The organism is Gemmatimonas sp., assembly GCF_041689975.1.
In the GTDB taxonomy this organism is placed as follows: domain Bacteria; phylum Gemmatimonadota; class Gemmatimonadetes; order Gemmatimonadales; family Gemmatimonadaceae; genus Gemmatimonas.
The window spans coordinates 1-6,741 of record NZ_JBDNFF010000327.1 but is presented as its reverse complement, the minus strand read 5'-3'; the positions used below and the strand labels follow the sequence as shown (position 1 = coordinate 6,741).

The window sequence follows — 6,741 nt, the reverse complement described above, 5'->3', positions numbered from 1 at the left end:
GGAGCGTGGTTTCAACGAATGAGCTGTTCGAGATCAATCGGCAGGCCAGCGGTCTGGATCTCGCGCCGCGAGCGCATTCCTCCATGCGTCGGCGGGGTCAAGCTCGGTGTAGAGAACACCGCTGATATCGGACGGGAATTCAACGCCCGGCTCGTAGACAACCGAGACTCGCGGTGGTCCGAGCCGCCCCATGAACATTCCGAGCTCTAATACGACGTTCTGGCGAGCACGGGAGTTCAGCGTCCCAACATCTCCCTTCATCCGTCCGGGTCTGCCCCCGTCCGCTGCGCTCGGCGCTCAGGGTTGGTCGGCGTCAGCTGAGTTGGTGCGACGCCTGTTGCACCAGATCGGATACTCGTTGCAGACCCCGGCCAAGGCGGACCTGGTGGGTCATCAGCACGCCGCCCAAAGTCCGTCGACCATACCAACGGCGTTGACGTACGTGTGATTGCCGCCATCGGGTGACATGTACAGGTCCACGATCTCAGCGTCGCCCAAGTTCCAGAACTGGTCGCAGATCTCAGGGTTGGATCGGGCGTAGCCGAGGGTGAACCGGAACCCCTGGCAATAGGCGGGGTCGTCGAAGTCGACGCTCAGCCCCGAGATCGTCGCGTTGGCGCTGATGTTTGGGCCGGTCTCCCCGCAGTATGTGAACGCTGCGCCGCTGGTCGATCGGTTCTCGGCTGCAGGCGTCAGCCGCACTGGATCGGAATTGGTTTGCGGCACCCGAGTAACGGCAAAGACACCCAATGACACGATCGCGACTGCGGCGATGATTGCCCATGGGTAGCGGCGGATCCAGTGTTGGAACTTTCCCTGATCGCCTGGCGTTGGCTGGCTCGCAGATCCGGTGATGACGGGTTCGTGACGTGCTGGCGGACCAACATTCCAGGGCATGCCGATATCTGGTTTGGTCAAACCTTGAAGGAGGTGGTTCTCGTCTGTCGCTGGTTGGTTGGATGCGACTTCAATGGATCGGGGAGGCCGCATCGACTGGCCTGCCAGTGGGAGTACCGGTCGTTGCCGTTGGGGCGCAGGCGTGGCCGCAGAAGGGAGAGCTACCCCGCACGAAGCGCAGTATTTCTCCGACGGTTCGCTGGCGCTGGTGCCGCACTGGGAACAGAACCGGGACATGGCTGCTTCCTTTTCGTGGATATCTGGCTTGGGTCAAAGAGAGTGGGTTTTGGGAGCTATCTGAGCGATGAGCGTGGTGCGTCTCCGTCGACCTTTCGTTGGCGGACGGCGGCGACCAACGCTCCGGCAGCGACCGCTGCTCCACCGATAGCGATACCGGTGGCGATGGTTGTCCCACTTGCGCCGCCCTCATCTGGCTTCGCGGCCTCGGTTGCTGGGGTTGTCGTCGTTAACGTGTCCGAAGTCGTGGTGGGCTGAGGCGAAGGAGTGGGAGTTGTCCTCGGGGGAGAGGCTGACGGGGATGGCACTGTCGGCGCAACGGTGGCTGGCGGGGTTGATGTTGGTGCTGTGGTCGGCGCCGTTTCGGTGGTTGCCGCAGGCACGGCACTGCTGAGCAGGTGTACCTGTTCGCTGACCGAGCCGGCGAGGAGGGGATACACATAGTCGCCCGGGCACACCGTTGAGGACATGTCTCTGTGGCCTGAAATGATGCTTGCCGTCACGGGTGAACCTTCGGGCCATTTGTTTGAGCCCTTCGACACGAAGGACGTGGTGGCCCCCGGTGTTGTGTCGAGAGAGTGACGGTCGGCGAGGTGCGCCAACAACAACTGCAACGACCCGATCATCTCGTCTGTTGGGCGGTTCTCGTGGAAGTTTCCGAGCAGGCACACCAGTTGTGCGTAGCCTTGGCTTCCACCTGTTGCATCGGCCGCGACTGGTCCGTTTGCACTTCCTTGTCGACCCTCCCACACGCCGCCGAAGCGATCGATGAAAAAGTTGTAGCAGACATCAGCCCAGCCCTTGTCGAGGCTGGTGTGGTAGCGGTAAACCTCCTGGATCTGGTCGACCACGGCGTTCTCGCGGTACTCGGTGCGACCGGCGGTGTGGTGCACCAGCAGGAACCGAACGTCCGTCTCAGGCTGCAATGCTCCGACGGGGGGCAGGCCAGCTCCCCAGTCGTCCCGAGGATGAATACTGAGACCGGCCGTGGGCTCGGCGCTCTTAGGATTACTGCGACGGCCAGCAAGGGGAAGCAACAAGCCCACAGCAGCCACCGAAAGCGCATAGCGCCGGGTAAGACGCCGATCGGTGAGGCACATGTCAGAGCGGTCCGTACCGAACGCTGCGATCGCCAGCGTTGAAAGTCAGTGGGGCCACGAAGCAGTCGTTCATGGCTGTGAAGCCGAGTTGATTGCAGGTGCCGCGCGCCTCGTCAAGGAAGTAAAAGGGCCCATAGAACACGACATAGATATCTTCACCCATCAGCGAGCCGCCCGAAAATGTTGGATTGAGCGACGGGCAGGTGTCGGCGTTCTTCACCGCCATGGCAGCCGGATTACCGGCGAGCGCGGCAGCAACCTGTTCGTACGTCTTACTCCCCACGATGGTGATCCAGGCCCCATCGCATGGCACGCCGTACCCGTCGATCAACGTTCCCGTCGCGCCGAACCCGTCGGTCTGAACCGCTGGGACAGTCTCGATGGGGACAGGCTCTCTTTCCAGGACGATCTCGATCGGCTGCTGAACAGGTGCTGATGCATCGACCCGACTGCGGGCAACAGACTTTTCGAGCACTTCGGTGACACTCATCCAGCCGTCCGCCATTGGGTAGAGCGTGGTGTAGCGGCGGTTCTGTTGGTCACGGATAAACACAGCTGCAATGGTGTTGCCATCGGTAGCGAGTTCTGCGCGACCGTCGCTCAACACCACTGCTGGCATCAGCACGCCGTCGTTGACAGTGAACAGCTCGACGGTGCTCGACTCGCCCTCCTCGCTACCGACGGTAGCGACCAACCCAAGCACGTCCCCGGTCGACACGGGGACGCGGAACGCTTCCACCTCAAGTACGACACCAGGTGTTTCTGGCAGCACAACGGTGCCTGACACTTGAGCGATGGCCGCAATGGCGGAGCCCTCTGTCGCCAACTGATAACCCGTCACGCCGACGCCGCTGGTGAGGTCTGTGAGGGTCAGTGCGTACGTTTCACCACCGCTTTCCATCTCGGTGCACGACGTCGCCGTCACGGCAGCAAGCAATCCTGGGCACGAAGCGATCGAGATTGGTGTTGTTACAAAATCTACTGCCTGCACGACACCGCCTGTTGATCCCACCGGTAGGGCTCCGACAGGGGCAGTTATGGCTGGGGGATTGCTGGGCGGTGCCGTTGTGGGGGTCAGGATGGCGCCGATTTCGTCCGAACCCGACATAGTCACCAGTACGCCTGCCGCTGTGAGACAGACGACAACTGCAGCCGCAGCGATAATCAGAAGCGCTCGACGATGCGAGTGGGCCACTGGTGGGGCTGCATGTCCAACGGTGCTTTGTTTTGCGACGTGGGCTGCGCGTGCCTCCGGCGGCCAGTGGACGCGTGTCTGGGTTGTCCACGCAACGCCGTCCCACCATCGTTCCGCCATCGGGTCGGCATACCAGCCCGATGGCGGGTGGCCAACAGGATCAACGACGGGTCCGGGTTCACCCGCTTCGCCGTCAAAACGCGTGTGACCAGTCCAGTCGACGCCATTCCACCAGCGTTGGGCTAAAGGGTCCGGGCACCAAGCGGGAGCAATTAAATCCACCACTTCAGTCCCGTCGCATCGAAGGGTCGGGTGGTCGCACGTCGCTGCGAGCGATGAACGGGAGCGTGGAGAAGTCGGTGTCCGGCGCAGCGGGCAGATCCGGTGGAGTGGGGGTTGCGGAAACTGGGGCGAACACGATGAGTGGTAAGTCATGTTGCTTGCCCCAGACCACGGCGGCGGCGAACGAACCGACCAAGCCCCATGTCAAGCCAAGGGCGAACACGATCAGAACGTTGTGCGACAGATCGAGCGCGAAGAAGTCGGTGTCGGGGACGTCGACCCACACCGACACGTTGCTGATGAGCTTGCCCGCACAACAGCAGACGGCAAAGACGACTCCTGTGGTGGTTGCGAAGCGGATGACCTCGGACTGCGAACGGGGGTGCGATCGCACCAAGCAGCGCCACGTCATTGATGCCACAACGATCGGTGCGATGAGCAGCATGAGCTTGGCCCAGCCCGGCACGCCTGAGTTGAATATGTGGATGCTTCGTGCATCGAACGAGGAGACGCTGAATGCCGCTGGCGCCCCCATGGAGAATGCGGTGATCCCACCTGAGATTGTTCCGCCGAAGAACAACAGCGTCACGAGGGAACCCGACACCGCGCTGATTGTCACCCCATTGGCTTCGATCAACGAGTAGGTGAGCACCACGGCAAGCGTGAGTCCCGAGGTGGCGCCGCACGAGAGCAGGGCGATCCGGCCTGGTGATCCGGCCTTCACCCAGGAAGGCGGGACCCGAACGCCGGCCCGGTACCGGCTGAGTAGGGCGCCAAGCACCACCAGGAAAAGAGTGATGATGAAAGCCTTGCCAGGCGAAGGCGCGAAACGTGCCTCATCAAAGTTCGAGCCCCCATCGAACTTGATCGCAGCGAGCTTGGTGGCCGCAACGGCTAGCAACGCTGTCGCCACCGCCATCTTTCCTGTGAACGCCCGAAGCCGGTTGGTGTCGGGCGCTATCGCTCCGGCGGCCCGGTCCGTCACGATGCGAGCCAACAGCACGGTACCGAACACCAGCGGGACCGCCAACGCCGAGACGCTGACGTAGCCATCGGAGCTCTCGAGGGTAAAGCCAGCGCCGAAGGCAGCCGAAGCAAAAAGGAAGATTGATTGAAAGACGTGGACGCCATCGAATTCGTCCCACATGAAAGCAAGCACCAGCAAGGCGGCAGACCCGACGAGGATCCCGGCACCGACTGCAAGTGCACCGACCACGGCTTGCAGCCAGTCGGCGCCCAGCCAGGAGGGAAGTGTCACCGGAGCCACCACGGGTGCAGCGTGAGTCGTAGCAGCCGATTCTTGTGGGGCCGCTATCGGCTCCTGGGTGGTGGTCACCGAATCGCGGCGTGTGCCGCACGACGAGCAGAACGGCGCCTGACCGACGTGCGCCGTGCCGCATGAATGACAAAACATTTAAGATCTCCTAAGACTCAGCGCCACTTTATTACAAATACTGTAGGCAGGTCGTGTATTTTGGGGTCTCTAGCGAGTTTGTGGAGTAAGGGGCAGAGTGGCTGAACCAGGGTGGGAAAATGACGCGCTGGCACAGCGATGGTGGGACGGAGCGGCGTGGTCGTCGGTTACCCGCCTTGAAGGAAATGCTGGCACCCCTGGTCCGACCGTTGATCCGGCTGGCACCCCTAGGCCGGGGTGGTACCCCGACCCATTCGCGCTGCGGTGGTGGGACGGCTCAACGTGGACTGAGACCACCCAAGACGTCTTCGCCGTGCCCGAACCTGCACCGACCGGTGAGACGATCGGAAGCACCACGACTGCGCCACTCCCACTGCGTCGACGGCGGTTACTTACGTTTGCCTTGGCTGCCGGCCTCCTCGTGGCGGTGGCGGGCGTCGTGGTCGCAGTTATTGAAGGGGGGTCCAACGAGATGAGTGCTGAACCGGTCACCAGTATTTCCGTGGAGGCACCTGAAGCTGCCTTAGCCCTAACGACGACTAGCGAAGTGGCGACCACAACCACCTTGTCGGAAGAAGATCTGTTTGCGGCCGCTTCCGCGTCATGGGGACTGGCCATAGATCGCGGGCCGGCGTCGGTAGCATCGTCCAGCGTCGGTATCATCGCCGCCAAACTCACTGCAGCGACCCTCGACCGCGATACTGGCCTCGTCTCGATCTGGGCTGCTGATGGCAACGGCACCTGGATCGAGAGCGACGAATGGCTGGTCGAGGGCTGGTCGCCTGGCATGTCGGGGATCGAGAACATGGCGATGGTCGACCTCACCAATGATGGTTCGACCGAACTGTTCTTGGAGTATTCGTCGGGCAATGGCTTCGTGGGTCGCGTGTATCAACAGGGCACACCGGGCTGGACCAGCATCGGCTTCGGTGAGCTACTCCGCTTGCAAGAAGATGGCACGCTGCTTGGAACCACCGAGGTGTGCTTGCCCTCATGCGCTGCTGGCTTCGGCGTGCCGTACTCGTATTTGTGGGACGGTTCACGGTTTGTAACGCAGGCCGTTGACAGCTTCGGCAACCCAATCACGGTCTTCGTAGAAACCACCTGTCCGTCGTATCGCTTCGTGGTGTACGCGCCACTCAGCCGATGTGCCAAGGGCGACGCGGTTCAGCAACTACAGTTTGCACTCGATGCGGCTGGGTCGCTGTTCTACACCGACTACGGACGACAAGCGACCGATGGCTACTTCGGTGCTGGCACCGAGACATCAGTACGCCTCTATCAGTTTAGAAACGGACTGCCCGTCACCGGCGTGGCCGAAGGCCAGTGGTATTACAACCTGATCGAGGACTACAACTACTTGAGGGGGACCGGCTATGACTTCTGAGTTGTTCGGCCCGGTGGCGGAATGACGACCACTAAGTCCATCCCGTCGGTGTCGGGCAAGATCAGCACCGGTGGCTTTGGTGTCCTGTACAACGACCCCCGCGACCGACTGCAATGTATCAAGGTCTTGAAGAAGCCCCTGACCGGCGATTCTGCCCGGTCACTGCACCGGCTGGTCGACATCGTCCACTGGACCCGACCGAGCGATCGGCACCACCTTCTCAGTCGGT

7 protein-coding genes and 2 pseudogenes are annotated in these 6,741 nt (G+C 61.9%); 3 read left to right on the top strand and 6 right to left on the bottom strand.

Annotated elements, in window-relative coordinates; all coding sequences use genetic code 11:
* Positions 1-33: 33 nt before the first annotated feature.
* From ACESNG_RS19605 to ACESNG_RS19580, 6 genes and pseudogenes are all read right to left on the bottom strand, one after another.
* The gene (locus ACESNG_RS19605) at positions 34-261 is read right to left on the bottom strand and encodes a TIR domain-containing protein (RefSeq protein ID WP_373070466.1); all 228 of its coding nucleotides are present in this window, start codon (positions 259-261) and stop codon (positions 34-36) included.
* Between the two features lie 132 nt (positions 262-393).
* Positions 394-990 (bottom strand): hypothetical protein, encoded by a 597-nt coding sequence (locus tag ACESNG_RS19600; protein ID WP_373070464.1) that lies wholly within the window; start codon positions 988-990, stop codon positions 394-396.
* A 200-nt stretch (positions 991-1,190) separates the two neighbouring features.
* Positions 1,191-2,234, bottom strand: a complete 1,044-nt coding sequence (locus ACESNG_RS19595; protein WP_373070462.1) for a peptidoglycan recognition family protein — start codon at positions 2,232-2,234, stop codon at positions 1,191-1,193.
* A gap of 1 nt (position 2,235) precedes the next feature.
* On the bottom strand, positions 2,236-3,246 hold the full coding sequence (locus ACESNG_RS19590; RefSeq protein WP_373070470.1) for a hypothetical protein: 1,011 nt from the start codon (positions 3,244-3,246) through the stop codon (positions 2,236-2,238).
* 249 nt (positions 3,247-3,495) lie between these two features.
* A pseudogene (locus tag ACESNG_RS19585) lies at positions 3,496-3,711 on the bottom strand (DUF2510 domain-containing protein); the annotation flags it as partial.
* 4 nt (positions 3,712-3,715) lie between these two features.
* A complete protein-coding gene (locus ACESNG_RS19580; protein ID WP_373070460.1) occupies positions 3,716-4,969 on the bottom strand; it encodes a hypothetical protein in 1,254 nt (417 codons plus the stop codon).
* 253 nt (positions 4,970-5,222) lie between these two features.
* Between ACESNG_RS19580 and ACESNG_RS19575 the strand changes: the two are divergent.
* The 3 genes and pseudogenes from ACESNG_RS19575 to ACESNG_RS19565 form a co-directional block, all read left to right on the top strand.
* A pseudogene (locus tag ACESNG_RS19575) lies at positions 5,223-5,423 on the top strand (DUF2510 domain-containing protein); the annotation flags it as partial.
* 123 nt (positions 5,424-5,546) lie between these two features.
* Complete coding sequence (locus ACESNG_RS19570) at positions 5,547-6,512, top strand: peptidoglycan-binding protein (RefSeq protein ID WP_373070468.1); 966 nt, start codon at positions 5,547-5,549, stop codon at positions 6,510-6,512.
* Positions 6,513-6,533: 21 nt separating this feature from the next.
* Positions 6,534-6,741 (top strand): hypothetical protein (locus ACESNG_RS19565; RefSeq protein WP_373070458.1); only part of this gene is annotated, 208 nt, incomplete at its 3' end.

What these genes read in the sequence shown, in the direction of transcription:
- ACESNG_RS19600 (WP_373070464.1), bottom strand. Translation starts at nt 990, where the DNA reads ATGCGGCCTCCCCGATCCATTGAAGTCGCATCCAACCAACCAGCGACA.
- ACESNG_RS19595 (WP_373070462.1), bottom strand. Translation starts at nt 2,234, where the DNA reads ATGTGCCTCACCGATCGGCGTCTTACCCGGCGCTATGCGCTTTCGGTG.
- ACESNG_RS19605 (WP_373070466.1), bottom strand. Translation starts at nt 261, where the DNA reads ATGAAGGGAGATGTTGGGACGCTGAACTCCCGTGCTCGCCAGAACGTC.